22 protein-coding genes are annotated in these 22,713 nt (G+C 36.3%); 4 read left to right on the top strand and 18 right to left on the bottom strand.

All coding sequences use genetic code 11. From position 1 onward, the window contains the following. Positions 1 to 92 precede the first annotated feature (92 nt). On the top strand, positions 93 to 599 hold the full coding sequence (locus A6B45_RS04535) for a GNAT family N-acetyltransferase (RefSeq protein WP_072613548.1): 507 nt from the start codon (positions 93 to 95) through the stop codon (positions 597 to 599). A 584-nt stretch (positions 600 to 1,183) separates the two neighbouring features. On the opposite strand, the gene gndA is transcribed toward A6B45_RS04535, so the two are convergent. From gndA to A6B45_RS04495, 7 genes are all read right to left on the bottom strand, one after another. Continuing rightward, on the bottom strand, positions 1,184 to 2,611 hold the full coding sequence (gene gndA, locus A6B45_RS04525) for an NADP-dependent phosphogluconate dehydrogenase (RefSeq protein ID WP_072613546.1): 1,428 nt from the start codon (positions 2,609 to 2,611) through the stop codon (positions 1,184 to 1,186). 56 nt (positions 2,612 to 2,667) lie between these two features. Next, on the bottom strand, positions 2,668 to 4,002 hold the full coding sequence (locus A6B45_RS04520; protein WP_072613545.1) for a gluconate:H+ symporter: 1,335 nt from the start codon (positions 4,000 to 4,002) through the stop codon (positions 2,668 to 2,670). Positions 4,003 to 4,029: 27 nt separating this feature from the next. Continuing rightward, entirely contained in the window at positions 4,030 to 4,800 is a 771-nt protein-coding gene (locus A6B45_RS04515) for a glucose 1-dehydrogenase (RefSeq protein ID WP_072613544.1), read from the bottom strand. 78 nt (positions 4,801 to 4,878) lie between these two features. Beyond that, positions 4,879 to 5,166: a hypothetical protein gene (locus A6B45_RS04510; protein WP_237048963.1), complete on the bottom strand. Its 288-nt coding sequence runs from the start codon at positions 5,164 to 5,166 to the stop codon at positions 4,879 to 4,881. Next, positions 5,150 to 6,070 (bottom strand): IS30 family transposase, encoded by a 921-nt coding sequence (locus A6B45_RS04505; RefSeq protein WP_012268558.1) that lies wholly within the window; start codon positions 6,068 to 6,070, stop codon positions 5,150 to 5,152. The genes A6B45_RS04510 and A6B45_RS04505 overlap by 17 nt, the downstream gene beginning before the upstream one ends. Positions 6,071 to 6,154: 84 nt before the next feature. Continuing rightward, complete coding sequence (locus A6B45_RS04500) at positions 6,155 to 7,102, bottom strand: pyridoxal phosphate-dependent aminotransferase (protein WP_237048962.1); 948 nt, start codon at positions 7,100 to 7,102, stop codon at positions 6,155 to 6,157. Between the two features lie 31 nt (positions 7,103 to 7,133). After that, positions 7,134 to 7,532 carry a pyridoxamine 5'-phosphate oxidase family protein gene (locus A6B45_RS04495; RefSeq protein WP_072613542.1) on the bottom strand — a complete coding sequence of 133 codons (399 nt, stop codon included), beginning with the start codon at positions 7,530 to 7,532 and terminating at the stop codon, positions 7,134 to 7,136. Positions 7,533 to 7,830: 298 nt separating this feature from the next. Here A6B45_RS04495 and A6B45_RS04490 point away from each other — a divergent pair, with 298 nt between their 5' ends. Further along, positions 7,831 to 8,337, top strand: a complete 507-nt coding sequence (locus A6B45_RS04490; protein WP_072613541.1) for a type 1 glutamine amidotransferase domain-containing protein — start codon at positions 7,831 to 7,833, stop codon at positions 8,335 to 8,337. Between the two features lie 601 nt (positions 8,338 to 8,938). Here A6B45_RS04490 and A6B45_RS04485 read toward each other — a convergent pair. The 11 genes from A6B45_RS04485 to A6B45_RS04435 form a co-directional block, all read right to left on the bottom strand. Next, a complete protein-coding gene (locus A6B45_RS04485) occupies positions 8,939 to 9,445 on the bottom strand; it encodes an ECF transporter S component (RefSeq protein WP_081371164.1) in 507 nt (168 codons plus the stop codon). A gap of 66 nt (positions 9,446 to 9,511) precedes the next feature. Further along, on the bottom strand, positions 9,512 to 10,087 hold the full coding sequence (locus tag A6B45_RS04480) for a uracil-DNA glycosylase family protein (RefSeq protein ID WP_072613540.1): 576 nt from the start codon (positions 10,085 to 10,087) through the stop codon (positions 9,512 to 9,514). A 317-nt stretch (positions 10,088 to 10,404) separates the two neighbouring features. Continuing rightward, on the bottom strand, positions 10,405 to 11,454 hold the full coding sequence (locus A6B45_RS04475) for a 2,3-butanediol dehydrogenase (RefSeq protein ID WP_072613539.1): 1,050 nt from the start codon (positions 11,452 to 11,454) through the stop codon (positions 10,405 to 10,407). A 158-nt stretch (positions 11,455 to 11,612) separates the two neighbouring features. After that, complete coding sequence (locus tag A6B45_RS04470) at positions 11,613 to 12,779, bottom strand: MFS transporter (RefSeq protein WP_072613538.1); 1,167 nt, start codon at positions 12,777 to 12,779, stop codon at positions 11,613 to 11,615. A gap of 65 nt (positions 12,780 to 12,844) precedes the next feature. Beyond that, entirely contained in the window at positions 12,845 to 13,582 is a 738-nt protein-coding gene (locus tag A6B45_RS04465) for an NUDIX domain-containing protein (protein ID WP_072613537.1), read from the bottom strand. Between the two features lie 27 nt (positions 13,583 to 13,609). Continuing rightward, complete coding sequence (locus tag A6B45_RS04460; RefSeq protein ID WP_072614477.1) at positions 13,610 to 14,431, bottom strand: oxidoreductase; 822 nt, start codon at positions 14,429 to 14,431, stop codon at positions 13,610 to 13,612. A 203-nt stretch (positions 14,432 to 14,634) separates the two neighbouring features. Further along, entirely contained in the window at positions 14,635 to 16,197 is a 1,563-nt protein-coding gene (locus tag A6B45_RS04455) for a TIGR03766 family XrtG-associated glycosyltransferase (RefSeq protein ID WP_072613536.1), read from the bottom strand. Positions 16,198 to 16,200: 3 nt separating this feature from the next. Further along, on the bottom strand, positions 16,201 to 16,581 hold the full coding sequence (locus A6B45_RS04450; protein ID WP_072613535.1) for a 6-carboxytetrahydropterin synthase: 381 nt from the start codon (positions 16,579 to 16,581) through the stop codon (positions 16,201 to 16,203). Next, the gene (locus A6B45_RS04445; RefSeq protein ID WP_072613534.1) at positions 16,578 to 17,924 is read right to left on the bottom strand and encodes a TIGR03111 family XrtG-associated glycosyltransferase; all 1,347 of its coding nucleotides are present in this window, start codon (positions 17,922 to 17,924) and stop codon (positions 16,578 to 16,580) included. The genes A6B45_RS04450 and A6B45_RS04445 overlap by 4 nt, the downstream gene beginning before the upstream one ends. Further along, on the bottom strand, positions 17,925 to 18,497 hold the full coding sequence (gene xrtG / locus A6B45_RS04440; RefSeq protein WP_081371163.1) for an exosortase family protein XrtG: 573 nt from the start codon (positions 18,495 to 18,497) through the stop codon (positions 17,925 to 17,927). Next, a complete protein-coding gene (locus A6B45_RS04435) occupies positions 18,475 to 19,224 on the bottom strand; it encodes a Firmicu-CTERM sorting domain-containing protein (RefSeq protein WP_072613532.1) in 750 nt (249 codons plus the stop codon). The genes xrtG and A6B45_RS04435 overlap by 23 nt, the downstream gene beginning before the upstream one ends. 338 nt (positions 19,225 to 19,562) lie before the next feature. Between A6B45_RS04435 and A6B45_RS04430 the strand changes: the two genes are divergently transcribed. Continuing rightward, positions 19,563 to 21,275, top strand: a complete 1,713-nt coding sequence (locus A6B45_RS04430; protein ID WP_072613531.1) for a glycoside hydrolase family 13 protein — start codon at positions 19,563 to 19,565, stop codon at positions 21,273 to 21,275. A gap of 17 nt (positions 21,276 to 21,292) precedes the next feature. Continuing rightward, positions 21,293 to 22,696, top strand: coding sequence for a glycoside-pentoside-hexuronide (GPH):cation symporter (locus A6B45_RS04425; protein WP_072613530.1), 1,404 nt, complete (start codon positions 21,293 to 21,295; stop codon positions 22,694 to 22,696). The last annotated feature ends 17 nt before the right edge of the window (positions 22,697 to 22,713 follow it).

Below are 22,713 nucleotides of genomic sequence, written 5' to 3'. Positions count from 1 at the left end.
GATTATTAAGAATATATAAAACTACATAAATTGTATGATAAAATCATTAGTAAATATATTCAATGATTACGATCACATGAAGGGGGAAACAAATGACTTTTAGAGAATTAAAACAATCCGATGAAAACATTTTTAACGACTGGATTAAAAGTTGGACGACTGAATCGACAATTGTTTCTGTAGCCAAACCTATTACTGGTAGCTTCGCTGAATATTTAGCTAATCTAGAGCAGATGAAAAATAATAGTATTAATAATTTTGTTCCCGCCAACAACTATTTTTTTATTGAGGATGGTTTGATAAAAGGCGGCGTATCAGCTCGCTGGCAGTTAAATGACCACTTGCTTAATTTTGGAGGACATATAGGATACGGCGTTGCCCCTGCCTGGCGTCAACAGGGAATAGCTAAGAAAATGTTAGAATTAACACTGAACATTTATCAGCAACGTAAAATTTCACCTGTCTTGGTTACCGCTGAAGAATGGAATATCGCTAGCCGTAAGACAATCGAATCCAATGGTGGCGTCCTTGAAAACATCATCAAAGAACCTAGTACAGGAAAATTATTTTGTCGATACTGGATTGATTTGAATAGTTAGTAATAAATATCATCATCCAGGAAGTTGTTTTATTTCTTAAAAAAACACAACAAAAAAGCTACCTTAACAAGGCAGCTTTTTAAATTTAATCATCTTCGTTATTAATTGAATTCAAATGCTTAAATGAAGTCTGTATTATGACAAACAATAATGTTAGGATGCTAGATATTATCAGAGCAGGAAAGATTGCTCGACTAAAGTTGCAGAACAAAACTAATATAGCAACCGTAAATATAAAATAAATAAGCCAAACACAAATAATGAAAGCTAAATAAATAAATGCGTTAGAGACTTTTTGATTATTCCCGCTCAATAATCAATACCCCCTGAATTAAGAATAAAATAATATATTTTTTCAGCTTAACTGTCATTAATCAATATAGTCAAACTCCCCAATAAAATATATTATTTCTATAATTATACCATGTTTACATCGTCATTATTTTTGTTTCACCGTCCTTTGTAATTTTTTAGGACAAAATGCCTCTATTATTTCACCCCACAAATCATATTTGTAGAGAATTGTAGCATATTTGCAATAAGAAAGTACATTCAAATAAAAAACCGTCCAAGACGGTCTTTTTTCATGCTTCATCATACCAAGGATAATGGTACATTTCTCCAGCAGGCTTATCCGTTCTTTCATAGGTATGAGCACCAAAATAATCACGTTGTGCTTGTGTGAGATTAGCAGGTAGAACAGCTGAACGATATGAATCGTAGTAAGCCACAGCGGCAGACAATGAAGGCGTTGGCACACCCGCGGTAACAGCTAGTGCTACTACACGACGAGCAGCATTTTGGTATTCTTCAGCAATATGTTGGAAGTAAGGATCTAAGAGCAAATTATGCAAATCTGCTTGCGTTGTAAAAGCATCCGTAATGCGTTGTAAGAATTGGGCACGGATAATCGCCCCTGCACGCCATAATTGTGCTAGTTCTCCAAATGGTAAATGCCAATCATAGTGCTCTGATGCCATACGAAGTTGATCAAATCCTTGTGCATACGACATGATCTTTCCAAAGTATAAAGCTTTTCGAATGTCCTCTACCGTACTTTGCTCATCACCAGTAAACGAATAGTCTGGTCCTTGCAATGTTTTTGAAGCCGCAACACGATCATCTTTCATTGCTGATATATAACGCGCGTAAACTGATTCAGTTATTAATGATTGTGGCGCTCCAACTTCAAGCGCTGATTGAGAAGACCACTTACCTGTGCCCTTGTTTCCGGCCCGGTCTAAGATTACATCAACAATTGGCTTGTCAGTACCTAAATCATCCTTTCGAGTCAAAATATCAGCAGTTATTTCAACCAAATAAGAGTTCAGTTCTCCTTCATTCCAACCAGAAAAAGTTTGTGATAATTGCTCTTGATTGAGATGTAAGACACGCTTCAAAATATCATAGGACTCTGCAATCAATTGCATATCACCATATTCGATGCCATTATGCACCATCTTTACATAATGTCCTGCACCATTAGGGCCAATATACGTAACGGTTGGCTTACCATCTTCTGGGGCTTTTGCTGCAATTTGCGTCAAAATAGGGGCTACCAAATCATATGCTTCGCGTTGACCACCTGGCATTAATGATGGTCCCTGCAATGCACCCAATTCACCACCTGATACACCCATACCAATAAAGTTAATACCTTCTTGAGCTAGTTTATCTGAGCGGCGAATTGTATCTTCGAAGTAAGTATTACCACCATCAATCAGCATGTCACCCTTTTCTAGATGTGGTAATAATTCATCAATAACAGCATCCGTACCCTTTCCAGCTTTTACCATCAGCAAAATTCGGCGAGGCTTTTTGATAGCCCCCGCAAATTCCTCTGTAGTATAGCTTGGGATAAATGCCTTATCTTCGTGCTTTTGAACTAAATCATCAGTTCGTTCGCGAGAACGATTATAAACAGCAACTCGATAACCACGAGACTCAATATTGAGTGCTAAATTACGTCCCATTACGGCTAATCCAACAACACCAAAATCTGCTTGTTCCATTTTATTACCCACTTTCCTTAATTTAAACTTATTTCATACATAAATAATTTGCTCCATTACATAAAGCATGACACGAGTAGAATCGATAACAAGCCCGAAACGGAGATAACACTGGTTAATGTCGTCCAAGATAAGAACGTTTCTTTCAATGTTAAGCCAAAATATTCTTTTATCATCCAAAATCCAGCATCATTAACATGATCAGCAAATATACTTCCAGCACCAATTGCCAAAACTACTAATACAGGACTCACACTTGAGTTGGACACAACTGAAGTAACTAAACTAGCTGCTGTTATCGAAGCAACAGTAGATGATCCTAGGCTGACGCGAAGTAAAGCAGCAATTAACCAAGCAACAAGAATTGGGGACAAATTAGTTTGTCCAAATAAATCACCAATATACTTAGAAACGCCACCATCAACCAATACTTGTTTGAAGGCACCACCACCACCAATGATTAACAACATCATAGCAATTTGTTTGACCGATTCAGACATTGCGTCACCAATTTCTTTGATATTCAATCCACGGAAAATACCCATGGTGAAAATCGCAACAATTAATGATATAAGCATAGCCACATCAGGTGCACCGATAAATGTGACGATTTGATAAATGACTGATTTAGCTGGCAAAACAAATGATAAGATGGTCGCAATACTGATCAATATTACTGGTAATAATGCTGTCAAAACACTAATACCAAACTTTGGTGTATCTTTCAACTCAAACTCTTTGTACTCACCTAAAACAGAAATATTAATATTTTTTTTATAAACTTGCGGATATACTCGATGCAAAAAGTAATTGAACACCGGACCAGAAATAATGATTGTGGGAATTGACACTAAAATACCAATAAGTAAAACGTGACCCAAAGGCGCATTCAACACCTGTGATACCGCAGTCGGTGCAGGATGTGGTGGTAAGAAACCGTGTGCAACATTTAATGTCGCAGCCATTGGGATACCAAGGTACAAAAGAGGCATATTTACTTCACGTGCAATGACGAAGATAATTGGCAATAATACGACCAATCCAACTTCAAAAAACAAAGCCAAACCAATAATAAACGATGTAATAATAACAGCAATTTGAATGCGTTTTTTTCCAAAAGTCGCAATGAGCTGGTGCGCAATTCGAAAGCCACCACCTGCGTCGGAAATTAGCTTTCCAAGCATCGATCCAAACCCAAATATAATTGCTAAGTGACCTAACTGACCACCTATTCCTGTCTCAATGCTTGTTGAAATATCAGAAACCGGAATACCTAAAATTAAGCCGACAACAAACGCTGTAATGACCAACGATAAAAAAGTGTTCAACTTGAATTTAGTAATCAAAAATACGAGTAAAATAACACCAATCAAAACTGTTAACAATGGCATAATTAATTCTCCTTTTAAATACGAACCTTACCTTAGTAAATAGCCACCATCAACAGGAATTGTTGCGCCATTCACATAATTTGATGCATCACTTGCTAAATAAATAACCGTACCCATTAATTCCGATGGCTTTGCCCAATGTCCTGCCGGAATGTGGTTTAGAATTTCAGTATTTCTTTCTGGATCATTTTGAAGAGCCTTTGTCATTTCGGTATCAATATATCCGGGAGCTAGCGCATTGACTTGAACCCCATAGGGAGCTAAAGCATCTGCATAAGCCTTTGTTAGCCCGACTACTGCATGCTTACTTGCAGCGTAAGGAAAAATAAATTTTCCAGCTCGAAATGATTGCATCGATCCAATATTAATTATTTTCCCAGATTTCTGTTTTGTCATGATTTTTGCTGCTTCATGTGACAAAAAGTATAATGCGTTTAGGTTGATATCAATGACTTTACGCCAATCCTCATCCTTATAATCCAGCACGTTATTTCTAATCTGGATGCCAGCGTTGTTAACTAAAATATCTAATTGACCAAAAGTTGTAACACAGTTTTTAACAATTTTTTCTGCGGCGCCACTTTCAGTTATATCGATGCTCATAAATTTTACTTTTCGATTTCGATTTTCAGCAAATTCCGTTAACTCTGGCCAGCCTCTTTCACTTCTGCTAACTACAAAAACATCAGCTCCTGCATCTAATAGCGCTTGAGAATAATAGTTTCCCAAACCTGAAGCACCACCCGTCACTATTGCAACTTGACCTGTAAGATCAAATAAATTAGATAGACTCTCCATCACTTTCTTCCTTTCTTAGTGTACCGATAAACCACCATGTGTAACCGCTTACAATGATAGTCTTTTGTATTTATTTTGTCAAATTAAATGAGCGGATTTTTTTGCCGTTAAAACATCTACTGTTTTCTCTAAACGATTCATCGCTTCAACGAGTACTTTCATTTCATTTGCAAAAGATAGTCGCACGTATCCTTCACCAGCCTCCGTAAAAGCAGAACCGTGTACTAAAACAAGATCAGATTCGTTGATAGTGAATGCAACAAAATCCCAAGACGACATGCCAAATAGTTTTACATCGATAAACACATAAAAAGCACCGTCAGGTTTAGTATATGGCAGATTGCAAGAATCATCCGAACACCGCATGTTTCTGAAAGACTTTTCGTGGTGATTGCCAGTTGAGCGTTTTCATTGGCCTGGCATTAATCCAATGATTAATTTGATCTAATTCTTTCTGACTGATGGTTTCAATTTTGCGTTCTTTTGGGATAAAACGACGGACATATCGATTTAGCACTTCATTACTACCACGTTCTTCTGGTGAATATGGGTGTGCAAAATACATCGGTATGCCTAGCTGTTCTTCTATTTCATCATATTTTGCAAACTCTCGACCGTGATCAACTGTAATTGATTTAGCATTTTTTATACCCTTGAAAAACCTAATAATAGCTGGTGTCACTGCCTGACTATTGCGCCCACTGACATGTCTCATGATATGTTGTCGACTCAATCGTTCTGTGATGGTCACTAAAACATCGCCACGTGTTTTACCAGATTGCATCGTATCAACTTCAAAATGACCAAATTCTTGTCTTAATTGGACAGCTTTTGGTCGTTTTTCAATTGAACGGCCATGAGCAAAAACACGTCTACGGCCGTCAGATTGACGTTTACGTCGAATACCTTTATCAGGTAAATCTGATAACTTAATTTTAAGCAAACCATGATGAATCCAGTTGTAGATGGTCTTGAAAGCAATGCCCAATACATGAGCAGCCGTTTCTGGTGACCACTTCAAGATACCAATGTGATGGTTCAAAAAAGCTGATATTTCAGGTGTTAGGGTCGGATGGCGACCGTGTTTGTGCCGATTACACTGGGCTAAATGATGAGCCTGTTGTGCATTGTATGGTTTAATTCGATTTAACTCGTAGGTAATAGTTGCAGGAGAACGCTTTAAGAAACGGGCTATTTCTCGAGTTGAATGATTAAGTTTGATCATTGTTTCAATGACAGAACGTTCGTGAGCTGATAAACTAGAAGACATAAGCTGCAGATCCTTTATGGTTGATTTTAGTCAATTACCATTAAAGTCTCTGCAGTTTTTTTATGCAAGGTGTTCGGTTTAATTTTACAATCTGCCATATTTTAAAGACATTTCATCTAAGCGTTGCAGAACATAGTCTCTGCGCTTTCTAAACACCGTAATATATGTTTTTGGTGCTTCAATATCGGTGGTTAAAGCCGTTAAAGCAGCCATTTGTGAGATGCTTGATGCACAACCAACATTAGCTTGCTGTATTTTATAGATTTCTTGAATCAGTACTTTAGGGCCAGCCAAATAGCCGATACGCCAGCCTGTCATGCTGTGCGATTTCGATAAACCGTTGACTATGATCGTTCTCTCTTTCATCAATGGCGCGCTAGCAATTGATGGTGCACAATCTTGATTATATGTTAGTCTTTGGTAAACATCATCTGTCAGTACATATAAATCGTATTTTTGGATAACTGATGCTAGTGAACTCAATTCTTCTTTTGACAACACAATACCTGTTGGATTGTTTGGGTAGTTTAAAATGACTAATTTTGTTTTGCTTGAAATTGCTGACTCAAGTTGCTCTGGAGATAATCTAAAATGAGTAGAACGAGTATCAACAACGATAGGAATTGCCCCAGCCAGAACTACTGCTTGTATATAAGCTGGGTAAGCTGGCCCAATTAAAATAACTTCGTCACCGGCGTTAATGAGCGTACGAACCGTGAGGTCAATACCTTGACTGGCACCAACGGTCACAAGTATCTCGTTTTCTGGGGAATAACTTACCTCATAAAATCTTTTAATGTAATCAGATATTACTCTTCTAAGCGACAAGAAACCCATATTTTCGGTATATTTTGTCACGTTATTACTAATTGCTTGTTTACCTGCTTCTTTAGTTGCCGCGGGCGTAGGTAAATCGATTTCGCCGACCGTTAATTCAATCATTTGGTCAGCAGGCTTCTTTACTAAGTCCAAGACAAGGCGAATTCCTGAGGCTTCTGTTTTGATTACTTGATGGTTAATAGGCTTTGTCATGACATTTTCCTTTTCCATATTCTCTTGACTATTAGGCAATGCGATCTCCAGCTTCCAAAGTATTATCCAATTTATAGATGCGATCAATACTTATCAAGACGACTGCCGCTCTTGGAAAGCGATCAAATATGCTTGTTTTGTCTAAAATGTCAGTAGCAAAGTCATCATCTTCATGAATAACGGCCGTTCCTTCAAAGCGGAACCCCTTCTCTACATTAGAATCCACGACCGCAATTGCCGCATAACCATTTTGTTGTAAATTGGCATAGGCTTGTTTGAATGTATGCTCATAATAAATCAAATGTTCATCATCGTACACACGAGTTGATCCTTTAGGCCCGACTTGTGGCGACCCATCTCCTCCAGTAGTCGCTAAAAATGGTAGCTGTTGGTCAATCATTTTTTTCATTTCTTCAGATAATAATGCCATTGTTCCATCTCCTTTTGAGTGCGTGCAGAATGCTCACTACTACATCTTTAAAATTTAATTTTTTTAAATTAAAAAGCACAACACGCAATTGTTGTGCTAGCAGTCGATTTGAATATTCTATATTAAAAAAAGAAATTTTTCTCAACAAAGTGACACATTCAATTTGTTGGTGCTAATATACCATTAACAGAAAACGTTTACAAAGATAATGACTTATTCTTTGTTTACAAGACGTATCGTTTTCATTCTATATTAATTGTCGTTACAATTAAGTTAATTATAGAAGGAGGAATTATTCATGAGTAAAAAAGTTGCTGTTCTCGTAACTGATTTAGTCGAAGATATTGAATTCACCGACCCCGTCAAAGCACTAAAAGAAAGTGGTGCTTCAGTGACAACAATCAGTTTTAGTACTGAAGCTGTTACAGGAAAACATGGCACCAAAATTGACATTGATAAATCAATCAGCGATGTAGCGCCATCTGACTTTGACGCATTGTTCATTCCCGGGGGCTTTTCTCCAGATCAGTTGCGAGCCGATGAACGCTTTGTTAATTTTACAAAACATTTCTTGGCAACCAATAAGTCACTATTTAGTATTTGCCACGGTCCACAATTGATGATCCCTACTGGCTTAGTATTGGGTCGAACCATGACAGCATATCGAACAGTACAACCAGATCTTTATTATGCCGGTGCTCGCATAGAGAATAAGCCAGTGGTTATTGATGGTAATCTCATCACTAGCCGGGAACCAAAAGACATCCCATCGTTTAATGAAGCTATAGTTGCTGCTCTAAATTAAAAACCTAATAAAACATCAATAAAAGTCATCTTACATTAATCATCAATTTCTAAAGAAAGATGGTTTTTTTGATTTTCTTCAATAAACTAGTAAGATCATATTAACTTAATATGTTTTAAGCCTTCTAACACGCCATTATCTTTTTTTGCAATATAACTTATTGAATTCCGCTATAGACTAAACCGTTCTGATTAAAAAAACTGTACAAATATTATGCTTATTGGTTATTGCTAATGTATGCTGGATTTCAGCTAGCAACATGGTCGTATTTTCTTGCATTTTTCAGTATAGAAAAAATATTGTGTTTTGAATTTTATGTTAGTTTTCAACCATTACTCTACCGAAATCAAAAACAACAAAAAAAGGAAAGAACCAGCGTACATCAAAGATGCTGAACCTTTCCCCTCGGCTTTTTTATATCAATAGGTGGGTGCTTTTTGAATATTTCAAACGATGAAGCCCTCGGTCGCTGACTATATTGCGTAACCATGGCTTCATTTTTCCAATTCGTTCGTAATTGTATCACATAAATATAACTTTTGTTGTTCTTCCTATACAAGGTTTTCAATCAAACAGAAAAATCAATAACTAACTAAAAAAATTAAATTTTCAAATCAACCTGCGGTAGCTTTTTAAATACTGGAACAAGAACCAATGCAACGATTAGTCCCATCACTGCTTGTGCGATATTCCCGATAATCGACGCCAGCCCCGCCGTCCAATTATACAACATAGCCCCAGCTAACATGTACCCAACCACCATAATAAATGATCCAATAATTAAGCCAATGACTTGGCTGGTAATGTGTTTTTTATAGCCAAAATAGCCAACAATTAATCCTTCTATCCCATGAATAATTAAAGAAAAAATCATCCACTGTGGATACCCAGCAAGCAAATCTAACAGCAGACCGCTTAAACCACCGACAATCAATCCACTACGTGCACCACCAAGCAGAGCAGCTAAAAATATTCCTGCTTCAACCAAGTTAACAAATCCATTTGTCGCTGGGACAGGTATCTTAACAATGTAAGATAATGCGATATTGAAAGCAATGATTGTCGCTAACATAGTGATCTGCTTTGTATGGTTTTTTTGTTCTATCATATCGTTTATTTCCTTTTACTTTAGATAAATAACTTTTTTATACTACAGTCAGATAATTACACAATTTCACTTTTCTTTAATTATGTTACTAACTTTGGCTTGCAAGCGAGGTACTACTTCTTTTCCAAACCAAGGATTACGGTTAAGCCAAATATTATTCCTTGGTGATGGGTGAACAATAGGAAAATATTTCGGCAAATAAGATTTATAATTTTTAACAACATCAGTTATTTTCTCTGTGCGAGCCAAGTGTAGATAATATTTTTGAGCATATGACCCGATTAAAACAATTAACTGCAGATTAGGCATTGCAGCAATAAGTTTTGGATGCCACCTATCTGCTACACCACCACGCGGTGGCTTATCACCTGATTTTGCTTTTCCTGGGTAATAAAAGTCCATCGAAATAAAACCAAAATTACCAGAATCGTAAAATTGTTTTCTATCAACACCCAACCACTCGCGTAATCTATCTCCGGAAGCATCATTCCACATGATTTCTGTTTCTTGCACTTTTTTACCGGGAGCCTGACCAATAATCAGAATTTTTGCGCTCTGAGGAGTGTAAAATACAGGATTTATACCTTTTTGTGTGTAAGTTAAATTATCCCTATCTGCTTTAATGTCCTCAAAGATAGTCATGTATTTCTCCCATTTATCTCACGAATTACATAATTTAACTTTATATTACCATATTAATAACATTTAACTGTATTAGAAATCTACTTTAGAAAATAGAGGGCCGTCTAATTGCTCCAAATTATGCGACGTCGTGACCACTATTATCTGTCCTTGGTACGACACTAACAAGGAAAGACCACACATGTTTTAAAAGTTAAGTTGAAATATTTTTATTATATATTAATTAGCTAAATGTGTAAATCATAATAAAAAGCTACCGCTATTCTAAACAAAAGTAAGAATAGTAGCAACTTGTATACTTAGATATTTTAAATTAGTTAATTTTTATTCAAATCAATCAAAATCTTAGCCTGCGATTTATCGCTTGTTAATGACTCAAAACCGTCAGAAACAACATTGTCTAATGAAATTGTATCTGTAATAACTGGTTCAACATTAATTTGTCCACTGCTAACAAGAGCAACGGTTTGTTGGAAAGTTTCTTTTGAATAAGCAATTGTTGTGGTCAGTTTAACACCTGCATTCATCAATTGCATTGGGTTAAAGCTGATTGGCTTTGCAAAAATTGAAACAATAACGACACTTCCGCGCGGACGTGTTGCATCTATTGCTTGTTCAAAGGTTGGTTGTACCCCAGCAACTTCAAATGATGCATCCGCTCCACCAGGAATTATGTTTTTAATAGCTGCAATAGTGTCTGGCACTTGACTTGGATTAATCACGTCTGTTGCGCCCATTTCAAGCGCTTTTCTCAAGCGAACTTCTGACAAATCTACAGCCACGATTTTAGTAGCTCCCGCTGCCTTCGCAGCAGCAGCAACTAATACACCTATTGGACCAGCACCAAAAATCACAACTTTTTCGCCAAATCGAAGGTCTGCCTCTTTGATAGCTTGGACCGCAACTGCCGTTGGCTCAATAGTAGCTGCTAATTTCAGTGAAAATTCTTCAGGTAAATGATATAAGTTATCTTCTGGTACATTCACGTATGATGTAAAGCCACCATCCGTGCTTAAACCAATAAAGCTATAGCCATCGTAAACATCCAAATCATCAGAAGAAATTCCCTTTGTGACAGTTGGATTAATTGAAACGTGATCCCCAACTTTAAAATTAGCCACATCAGGGCCTACTTTTTCGATAACGCCAGAAAACTCATGTCCCATCGTTAATGGTGCTTGACCGCCAGTCAATTCATCTGGTTGATCAACGGGAATAAATACAGGACCCTCAAGGTACTCGTGTAAGTCGCTGCCACAAATTCCAGCATAAGCAACACGCACTACCACCTCATTAGATTTTGTTGGTTTGAGCTCAACATCCTCCACACGAACATCTTTAACGCCATGCCATACAGCTGCTTTCATTGTTTCTCCTTCTGACTATCAGTTTAAATTTTGAAAGACATAAATTATCTTTATTATATTATATGTCAACGCTTACAACTTGTGTATATAAATTTGGTTGTTTTTTTGTATAAAACATATAAATTTATATACATAACCAAGCAATACTATGGTATACATCAATACTCATCCTCTAGATTGTCTTTTACACCTATCAATAACACCACTATCGCAATAATCAGCAATACTGCAAAGACACTAAATATGACACTAATGCCTAATTTAAAATCAAATAACCAACCGACAAGGAATGGTCCAACCGTGGCACCAACACGCCCAACTGCTTGTGCGGTACCCATGGCTGTACCCCGTATTTTCTCAGGAAATTGTGCGGGAGTCAAGGAGATTAATGTTCCCCATGCACCTAAGTCAAAGAAAGACATAAAGGCACCAGCCACTAGTATTAACGCTACATTAGTACCAAAGCCAAAAACGAAACTCGAAATCAGCGTGCCCAACAGATAAATTGCCAAAATCTTTTTCCGACTCATCTTATTCATTAAGTAGGCAGCTAAATAATACCCAGGCAACTGAGCTATACTCATGATAAGCGTGTATCCTAATGAATTAACGATTGAAAAACCACGCATGGTTAGGACAGTAGGCAGCCACAAAAAGATTCCATAATAGGTCAACATCACAATAAACCACATTATACTTAAAACAATTAACCGTGATCGATGTTTGCTGGAAAGAAGCTCTTTAAAAGTGCCTTCGTGACTTTTCTTATTGCCCGGTTCATTTGGTAAGTGCTTACGCAATGCTAGGGCATAAAAAGCAAACAAAGCCGCAAGGGCAACGGCAGCGCGCCAGCCAAAACGAGGAATGATTAGAAAAGAAATCAAAGATGCTAAAATCCAACCATAAGCCCAAAAACTATCAGCTAATAATAACATTTGTGACCGCTTTGTACCAGTATAGTTGTCAGCAATAATCGTTGCTGCTACTGGCAACTCCCCACCTAGTCCAATGCCTGTTATAAAACGAATGACCATAAACCACAAGATGTTTGGCGCAAATATTAACGCCAAATTACCTAATGAAAAAACGAGTAGCGTTCCGATGATAATATTTTTACGACCATATTTATCAGCTAATTTACCGCAAACAATTGACCCAATAATCATGCCAATCGATGTGACAGCGGCGGCCAATCCTAATTCTGTACTACCAATGGCCCACTCATTTTTAATCAATGGCATGATAAACGACAGCAAAGCAACATCCAATGCGTCAATCATCCATGCCGTGCCAATGATGAACAATAAGTGTCTCTTCTTATCCATAAAAAGAACCTCTTCCTTATAAAAGTATTTTTTACTTTTATTATTTATAAAGAGATTCTACATCTTTAAAATGAAATTATCAAGCGAAACTTTTTGGCAGGCCTACCCGGACCTTTTTTATCAACTTCTCCAACTAATTCAAATATTTTTTTGTTGTTTTGTAAAAAATTAGAATTATCAGGCTCATCTTGACCAAAAATACCATAGACATGCCGAGCTGCTTTCAATGTAAAGGAAGATCCTAATGTTAATAAAATAGTCGGCTGGTAGTTCAGTTTGTTGACTATCCGGTGGCAGGCCACAGTTAAAATCCAATTATGATCAAAGGCCAATCGCTTTTGAGAATCTAGTTCAGTTAAGTACTCATTTTCAGCTAGCGTTTTAAAAAACAAATCACCCTTTTTTATGCCAAAATAATTGTTTTTAATCTTTTCTAACGTAAACCATTCTGCCTCAATCGCACCAGATCCAGGAACGAGATTGACGTATTTTGGCAAAAATATCATGTAACTTAGCGAGAGCGCCCGAAAATCAGGATTTCTATCTGGTGCTGTAAACGTTGCTAATTGCTCTGCATGAACATCCGAAAGCGATAACCCTATTTTTTCTTTTATTAACCTTAAGGATGCTTCATGTGCACTTTCGTCTTCCCGCAACAATATTTCTGGTAGCGCCCAAAAATTTTTAAATGGCTCATCTGCACGCTTGATTAATAATACTTTGACTTGTTGCGTATCATAATCAAAGCTCCAGATGACATTAGTAATAGTGATGTAAGGTCTTTCCAAAGGAAATGAATCCATAACTGCCTCCTTGTAGTTGACTTGAATTTAAACAACCTTTTGAATTAATTTATCAAATATCCGTGTAGGTAAAATGGCATGCAAACTAACCAATATCTTTGCGCCATAACCCACTAAGTATCTAGGCTTTGGTCGTTTAGTAGTCACTGACTTTACTATAGTTGAAGCAACTACATCTGGATCTGTTAGTCTGCTAGATGTATAAAGTTGATGCATTCTTTTGGATGCTGCTAAAGCATGTTCAGCATAAGGTGTATCAACCGAAGTTTTTCGAAGATTCTCCGCAGCAATAGTACCCCAGTCAGTTTTAATTCCACCTGGTTCAATAAGAATAACATCAATGCCAAATGGTTTGACTTCCATGCGTAGCGCATCGCTAAATCCTTCAAGAGCGTACTTAGTAGCATGATACCAAGCGCCCATGTATGTTGTCATACGTCCTGCCATGGATGAAATGTTAACAATACGACCATATTTTTGATGACGCATATGTGGTAAAACCAATTGAACAAGCGTGGCAAGGCCAAACAAATTAGTTCCAAATTGTTTTTTAGCCTCTTCTATGGGGACATTTTCAATGGCACCGTATGAACCATATCCAGCATTATTAATTAGAATATCAATTTGACCCTCTTGGTCAATAATGTATGCTACGGCAGATTTAATTGAATGTTCATCAGTTAAGTCCATCCTAAGAGGAATAATTCCTAAAGAAGACAGTGGACTCATTTTTTCAGTTCGGCGTGCTGCACCATAAACTTTGAAGCCATGCGTACTTAGTTTTTCCGCTGCTTGATACCCAATACCACTACTAGCACCAGTTATTAATACTATCTTTTGTTTGGTCATACGTTTATGTTCTCCATTTTTCGTTCGATAACTCATATATTGACGTAAAGTTTCAAAATATGATTTGACAATTAATAAACTTATTAATCTGTTAACTTTACTGCGTACTGTGTTTTCCAACAAAATAATTATAACCTTAATTTTCACGCTTTCATAATTAAAAAGCCACTGTTACCAGTGACGTCATACTCTCAAAATTGTAATTATTTTGACTCGTAGTTTGTTCGTTTTAATAACGTGGCATCAGTAATTTCTTTAATAATTTGCTTCGAATCATTAATCAAGAGACTGGATCCCAATAAAAATAGTGGTAAAAATTGGATAATATACCTACTTCTACCCCCTTCAAACAAAAGAAGAAACAAAAAGGCTCCCGTGATACCTAATCTAATTGTTTGTGTTGTCTGTGATTTATTATGCCAACCAAAAAATATACAGCTCAAGATAATCAACCAAATGAATTGGGCAATAAACCGAAAATTGGCCACGTTTTTCCCATATATATACAGATAATTTTCCAGCACCCCTTTTAATCCGTGGGAATTTGGAATTTGGTCACCCTGAATAAAATGCCCCTCCTTTCCCCATGCAAACGAGCCATCGGCCGTATTGTTTATTTGCTTTAGAATTATAAAATGAAAGTAGCCAACGACACCTAACTTTTTTAATCGTTTAACATACATTTGTTTCGAGTACTCAATTTTTTCGGACTTAGTTGCTAACTCACCCATTTTTAAAGTATCCTGCGCATTATATCCACCATCACCAGAAATACCCATGTTCATAAAGTGCACCGCTGGGATAGCCCGCTCTCGATTGACGTGAATTAATGTTTGATGCTCAATTTTATTTTGAGTTATCGTGTATAAACAAATAAAAGAAAACATAACTATCAAAACTGTACTGGTTTTTTTGAGAACTTCGGGTAATAACACACGTTTTTCTTTAAACAAGCTAAGTGCCTCAATTAAACCGATTGCGATAGCGGGAATAATTGCGGATGGTTTAATGAAATACGTTCCACACACAAGTAAAGCAAAGAGTGTCATTAATATATTTTTTTGCCATAGTTTAGATACTTTCTTTGCGCTGAAATAGAAAAACAAAAATGCTGATACAAATGGTAGGACCCATGTATCGGTATAAGGTATAACTATCCAAGGAAAGACACCAAATACTAATATATGAATATATAAAGAAACTGCAAAGTAACGTCTGTCGATCATATAAGAGGTGGCAACCGAAAAAATAATTGATAGATCAACCATGACTATGGTCAGATAATCAAAAAACAACCATGTTTTCAACTGAAAAACATTTGAAAGAAACGACATAAACAACAGAATGGGCAAGTTATTTGAATTCAAACTAAAATATGCTCGATTATTTACATCATCATCTACATGATCTAGTGTATTAATTAATGCCGAAGGATCCCAGCCAATTTTAGGATGAAATACTGTTACAAACAAAAATTGTAATAAAACTAACAATGCAAATAACGCAATTGATGTAATATTTTTATGTTGTTTAAAAACAAATACAACAGCCTTTTTGACTTTAGGTAAAAAATAAACTAGGCTTATGAACAATAGTATTATGCTAAGAAAGACGAGCAATCCCAACGTAGTTGTTGTGCCTCTTTTTAAGTTGTCGCCAATAGTAAAATTATCTGATAGAATCGCTGAAATATAGGTAACACCAAAAAGTAAATAAAATAAAATCAGAATAGTAGCATTTCCCAAAGAAAATATCTTTTCTTTCATATCCTATTCACCACTCATGTCATCTCGGGTCACATAATAAAATCTCATTGGTGATTCACCGAGCTCAATTTTATTTAATTGTGCGTGCATAGGTAAAATTTGCTTCTCAACTAACGTAAAAAAGAACTTTGTTATATTTTCTAAAGTAGGATCTATTGTGGTAAAAGGTTCAACCGTGTTCAAAAATTTTCCAGAATATGCTTTAAAAAGATCATCTAGAGAGCTCTCAATTTTATCAAATACAATCATGTTTTCGTTGGTTGAACGGAACTCTACCGCTATTTCCCAAGAGTGTGCATGTTCTTCACCTTCGCCGTTTTCCCATCTAATTGCATGACTAGCATGGATATAATATTTCAAATGATAGGTACCTACTAAACTCACTTTTTTCTACCTCCTTTAATTTTAATAAAGTCCTGCTTAACAATTGTTCCGACTGTTTTGAACTCTTCATGATAATTTTTCGTAGCCCACTTAGCAGAAAGATATTCTGTATTAATTACGCCAATTAAACGTATCCAAGATAAAATAAAATTATATATGGGCATCCAAAAGACACAATCGAATAGCGAAAAATAAAATGTTCGCTCATCACTAAATTTTTTTAGCATCATGTTTACATTAACAAAAACCATTGTACTCATAAAAACATATAGAAGATAAATGGCAACATATGATAGTAGTAGCAATAACGGTGAATAGTTTAAAAACAATAGCGCAATACTTGCGAAAAGCCATATTGTTTTTAGAAACATAAATGTGTGATCAATGATTAGTCTTCTCACCAAAAAATTTGAGAAAAATGATTTTAATCCCAAACGATTTCCAGAATACTTTTGCGATACTTCAATTTGGCCACGCTGCCAACGTTGTCGTTGCGTATATAATTTATTCCAACTTTCAATTGGATCAACGAAAAAGAAAGCATCTGCACAAAGAATAACCTTTCCTTTCGCTTTGTCTCTAACCTGAAAGGTAATATCAATGTCTTCGCCGACGGTTGATACATCATACATAAAGGTTTTCATTAATGCATCTTTTCGGAATCCTGAAAATGCACCCGACATTGTATATAAGTGATTATTTTGTGATTCAATACTCCTGCCCGACATAAAAGCTTGCGCGTACTCGAAATACTCTAAGCGCTGCAACCACTTCAATCCAACATTTTTAGTACTTTTAATCAAAGATTTTTGTGTCAGTATACTACCTGTCATAGCAGATATTGTTGTATCACTCTCAAACTTTTTGATTAAATTTTTTAAAGCATTGCGCTCTAAAATTCCGTCGCTGTCAATGTTAATAATATACGCACCAGAACTACTATAAATTGCAGAGTTTAGCGCACGAGCTTTTCCTTGCTCTGTTTTCATCCACTGCATATTTAATTTTGGAAAACTGTTTTGTGCAGATTGAAAAGCTTTAAAACTTTTGTCTTGACTTTTATTATCAACCACTATCACTTGAATTTTATCTATAGGATAGGTCGATTGGTAAACTGATTGAATGCATTCATACAGTGTATCTTCAGAGTTATATACTGGAATAATAATTGAAATAAATGGCCAGAAACTTAGACTCTTTTCAGATTTTGGTTTACTAATCGTATAAAAAAATATTTTAACAAAAGATGAAATTGCAGGAACTGTTTCTACTAAAATAGGTATCAGTAGCCAAGTTATCCAGAATCCCATTTGACTTAACGTTAAAAAAAATAGGTAATTCATTTACACCTTCTTTTTATTTTTTTCTAAATAACCGTATGTAAATACTTTGTAGTAAAAGAACACGGCAAAAATATAAAATACAATTCGACCGATAATTGAGTGAGCTAAAAAGAAATAATTCACACCAAAAGTATGAACAATTAGTACAATCAAAATCAATCTAATAACATTTGCAACGTACATCCACAAAAGGCCCAGTAAGGCTAGCACAACTTTTTCTTTAGCTTGATACATAGGATAAAATGCTAATAAAGCCCAAAATGCTGCTGTTTCTATGACTCCTGAACACTCATAATCAATTGACATTGTAATGGCGTTAAACCCTTTATTAATAGCAATTAAACCGTAATCCGAATATACAGTGGCTAAATTTAAGGGATGCGCGACTAAAGAAACACCAAAGGTAACCGCTCGCGCCATTATCCAAATAAAATAAGGTTTACTAAAGAAAAATAAAATAAAAAATAGCCCCACACTACCCACAATAAAATAAAAAGCTGGGAGCTTGGCTCTTTTAAAAACAGATAAAGCATATAGCCAAATAACACCACTAATTAATAAAAAGATACTCAAGAAAATTAGCCTCTCTTTCCTTTCTATTTTTTAAAAACTTGCCAAATAAAACTAACAGAATCGCCATAATAAAACCGCTTAAAACGATCAGATTTCCGCCCGTACTAGCACCAGTTACCGTTACTTTTTGTTGTCCCATGTTATCGGTATCATAGATTATGAGGCTTTGCACCATATCTGGATTTTTTAAAAAGCCACTTAATGGGATCTTAATCTCTGCACGATCGCGATATGCCCATCCATTACTCGATTTTTCAGTGGTAACATAACCAGTCACACCTGGAATTTGTTGGTTGATAAATAATTTATCAGGATCATTATTGCTCCAAGACCAAACAGAAGAGATAGCAGCTTTGGAACCAGGTTGAAGAGACCATATTCCACCATCAACTGAAAAGGTTAAACTAGTAATATTGTTACCAACTTGGACATTCCAACCACTTCCTTGAAATCTATAATTGTGTCCTTTGTTATAAGGATCCATATCAATATAAATATATAAGTACTTATCGTCAGATAAAAAAGAACCCTGTTTGGTAACATTGCCATTGTTATAGTCAAAGAAGATATCTGTCTTAGGTTTGTCTGCCCAATCCTCAAAGTTACCATCAATTGTAATATTGTAATTATTCGCTGTGTCTGCTTTAGCTGGGATCGGATACAGTGAGGTGACTGTAAACAGACTTATTGCCAAAACAAACAATGTTAGTATCTTTTTGAAACGCAATCAACGATACCTCCCTTCAACTTATAACCATTGGTTTTCATAGACTTAAAAAATTATATGTAGTTATGCTTTATTTCAGTTCATATATACATCAATCAATTGTTTTGTATCCTTAACTCGTTTAATCCACTAAACACAGTAACTGTCAAGAAAACAGCCGAACGCACGCTTTCTGAATTGTACATTATTATCCCTAATTTTTCAATTAAATTTTGCTATTTTCATCACTATAATATGAAAAAGTCTTCTCGAAATGTAAGCGCTTGCATTTATATTCTATTCAGTTTATACTATGTGTTAAATAAATGGAACGTTCCATTTATGAAGAAGGAGATCTTATGAATAAAAAAATGTGGTGGCAAAATGCTGTTGTATACCAAGTTTATCCAAAAAGTTTTCAAGATAGTAATGACGATGGTATAGGTGATTTGAGAGGCATAATAAATCGTCTTGACTATATCGAAAAACTGGGCGTTGACGTTATATGGTTGAATCCCGTCTATAAAACCTCCAATATTGATGGTGGTTACGATATTTCGGATTATAAAAGCATCAACCCTACTTTCGGCGACATGCATGATTTTGAAGAACTACTAGGCAAAGCCCACGAACGTGGATTAAAAATAATGATGGATCTTGTGGTTAACCATAGTTCTTTTGAACATGAGTGGTTCCAAAAGAGCATCAGCAGCAAAAGTACGGATAATAAGTATCGAGATTATTATATTTGGCGTGACCCAGTTAATGATCATGAACCAAATAACTGGGGCTCCTTCTTTTCTGGCCCTGCATGGACACTTGACAAGAGTTCTGGACAGTACTATCTGCATTTATTTGCCAAAGAACAGCCCGATTTGAATTGGGATAATCCAGAACTCAGGCATTCAATATTCGACATGATGAATTGGTGGGCTACAAAAGGAATTGATGGTTTTCGTATGGACGTCATTTCCCTTATTTCAAAACCAATAGGATTACCTGATGGTCGAATACACGGTTCAGAATTATATGGTGATGCTGCTGAAATTGTCGCCAATGGGCCACATATTCATGACTATCTAACTGAAATGAACAAACATGTCTTGAAAAAGCATGACTGGATTACAGTTGGTGAAACTATCGGAGTTGATACAAAAGAAGCGGAGAAATATGCCAATTTAGATGGAACAGAACTAAACATGGTTTTTCAGTTTGAACATGTTAGCCTTGATGGAAACGACAACCCAGCACTCGGAAAATGGTCCGATAACCACGTGTCATTGAAAAAATTACGTGATAATTTGACCAAGTGGCAGAAGTCACTGTATGGTAAGGCATGGAACAGTTTGTATTGGAATAACCATGATCAACCCCGGGCTATATCACGATTTGGCAACGACTCAGAAGAATATCGAGAAGTTTCTGGAAAAATGTTGGCTGCCCTTTTACATTTCATGCAAGGTACACCTTATATATATCAAGGTGAGGAACTAGGGATGACAAATGCTGGTTTTCAGGAATTGTCACAATATAAAGATTTGGAATCCATCAATGCCTATGAAGAGCTAGTTGAAAAGGAAAAATTAATTACATCTCAGGATATGATGACATATCTTCGGGCACGGTCACGTGATAACTCAAGAACTCCGATGCAATGGAATAGAGATATTTACGCAGGCTTTAGTCATGTCAAACCATGGCTATCTGTGAACCCCAATTATCAAGCAATTAACGCAGAGGATGAATTATCAGATCCAAATTCACTGTTTTATTTTTATCAAAAATTGATTAAACTACGCCATACTTTACCAGTGATTACCGATGGTGATTTCAATTTATTCAAAGAAAATGAGGAAGATAAGGAAGTTTTCGCCTATACACGAAAAAACAAAAACGAAACCTTGTTCGTCATTGCGAACTTCACCTCTCATTCGGTCACACGCCAATACGATGTACCCTCTGAAAGCAAGTTAATTATTCAAAATTATCCAACAAATGACAATCAAGTATTAAAACCATATGAGGTCAAAGTGTACCTGTATACTTCTCCCTCAACCACACTGCATCTATAAAAAGGAAGGTGTATGACATGTCTAGTAATGGAACAGTTACGGTAGAAAAAAGCAATGGAAAGTTGCCTTGGAATGAACGCTTAAGTTATGGGGCTAGTGATTTTGCTTGTAGTTTTACATTTAGCTTGATCGGCACATATTTAATGTATTTCTATACTGACGTCTTTGGTATCACAGCCGGTGCCGTCGGCACATTGATGTTAGTTGCACGTGTAATTGATGCACTTGATGGACCTTTTTGGGGTATTATGATCGACCATACGCACACAAAATGGGGCCGCAGCCGCCCCTACTTTCTTTGGTTTAATGCCCCATTTACGATCTTCACTATTTTATGTTTTACAACACCAGACTTACCAATGAATTTGAAAATTGTCTGGGCCTATGTCACCTATATTGGTATTGACGTTTTATATTCAGCTGTCAATATTCCACTAACTTCAATTTTGCCAAGTATGACAACAGATCCAAATGAACGCGTTCTACTCTCCACAATTAGGTCGCTATTTTCAAACTTTGGTGGAACACTCATTTCAGTTATTGCTTTACCACTTGTCACCTTATTCGGAGGAACTGATAACCCACGCAGAGGCTTCTTCTGGGTTGCTGTCATGGCAGCGGCCGTCTTCTTCATCATTTACCTGGTTGTGTTTGCAAACCTACGTGAACATGTACAAACCCGCCAATCACAACAAGCACTTCCAATTAGAACATCTTTAAAAGCACTTAGAAATAATTGGCCATGGGTTATTGTTGTTGGCTTAAACTTTATTTATTGGCTGGGTATGCAGACAAAAGGACAAGTAACCATCTACTTCTTTAAATACAATTTAGATAAACCTGAGCTCGCTTCCCTGGCGCTGTTTTTCAATGCTGTTGGGTTGATTTCTGTATTCTTAACACCTAAAATTGTCATGAAAATAGGAAAAAAGAAGACAATACTATCAGGACTAGCACTGAGTATATTGGGTCAATTAGTCCTTGGCCTTGGTGCACAATTACTGAATGTTCCACTAGTAATTATTGGTACGATTATTGGAAACTTTGGAAATGGTTTCGTTGGAGCCTTAATTGCCGTCTTGTTAGCAGACTCAGTTGATTATGGGGAGTGGAAAAACGGCGTTCGTGCTGAAGGAATTGTAACCTCTGCCTCAAGTTTTACCGCCAAGTTTGGCATGGGTATTGGTGGCGCAATTACGGGTATGCTTTTATCACTTGGTCACTATGCGCCAAATAAATCTCAGTCTGCATCAGCACTATTTAGTATCGAAGCAAATTATGTTTGGGTGCCTTTAGTTGCTTTAGTCATTTCATTCATACTAATACTCTTCTATCGTTTGACTCCCGAAAAAGAATTAGAAATGACACGTTATATTGATGCCAAACATGCCAGAGAAAATTTGGAAGATAGCATTGAATAATCAGAAAGGATAACGAT

It is taken from the genome of Leuconostoc suionicum (assembly GCF_001891125.1).
Lineage (GTDB): Bacteria > Bacillota > Bacilli > Lactobacillales > Lactobacillaceae > Leuconostoc > Leuconostoc suionicum.
The sequence above is the reverse complement of the archived record's forward strand: the minus strand, read 5'-3'. Positions and strand labels throughout refer to the sequence as shown.